At 79.0% G+C, this 376-nt stretch carries 1 protein-coding gene; it reads left to right on the top strand.

What is annotated here, in order from left to right:
- The coding region (locus BST12_RS35205; protein WP_211281435.1) for a hypothetical protein at positions 1-376 on the top strand (376 nt) is incomplete at both ends.

Raw genomic sequence — 376 nt, 5'->3', positions numbered from 1 at the left:
GGCGGCAACGGCGCCCAAGGCACCCCCGGCTCCGCGGGCAATGACGGCGGCACCGGCGGCGACGGCGCCGCCGGCGGCAGCGGCGGCCAGGGCGGAGCCGGCAACGGCGGCACCAACGGCTCCGGCGGCAACGGCGGTAACGGCGGCCAAGGCGGCAATGGCGGCCAAGGCTTCAACGCCACCACCACCCAGGCCGCCACCAAGGGCGGCGACGGAGGCAAAGGCGGCGCCGCCGGCGGAGCCGGCCTAGTCGGCACCGGCGGCCAAGGCGGCACCGCAGGCACCGCCGGCACCGGCGGCAAGGGCGGCGACGGCGCCCAAGGCGGCAACGGCGCCCAAGGCACCCCCGGCTCCGCGAACAATAACGGCGGCACCG

Origin of the sequence: Mycobacterium angelicum (genome assembly GCF_002086155.1) — a bacterium.
Taxonomy (GTDB): Bacteria; Actinomycetota; Actinomycetes; order Mycobacteriales; family Mycobacteriaceae; genus Mycobacterium; species Mycobacterium angelicum.
The sequence above is the reverse complement of the archived record's forward strand: the minus strand, read 5'-3'. Positions and strand labels throughout refer to the sequence as shown.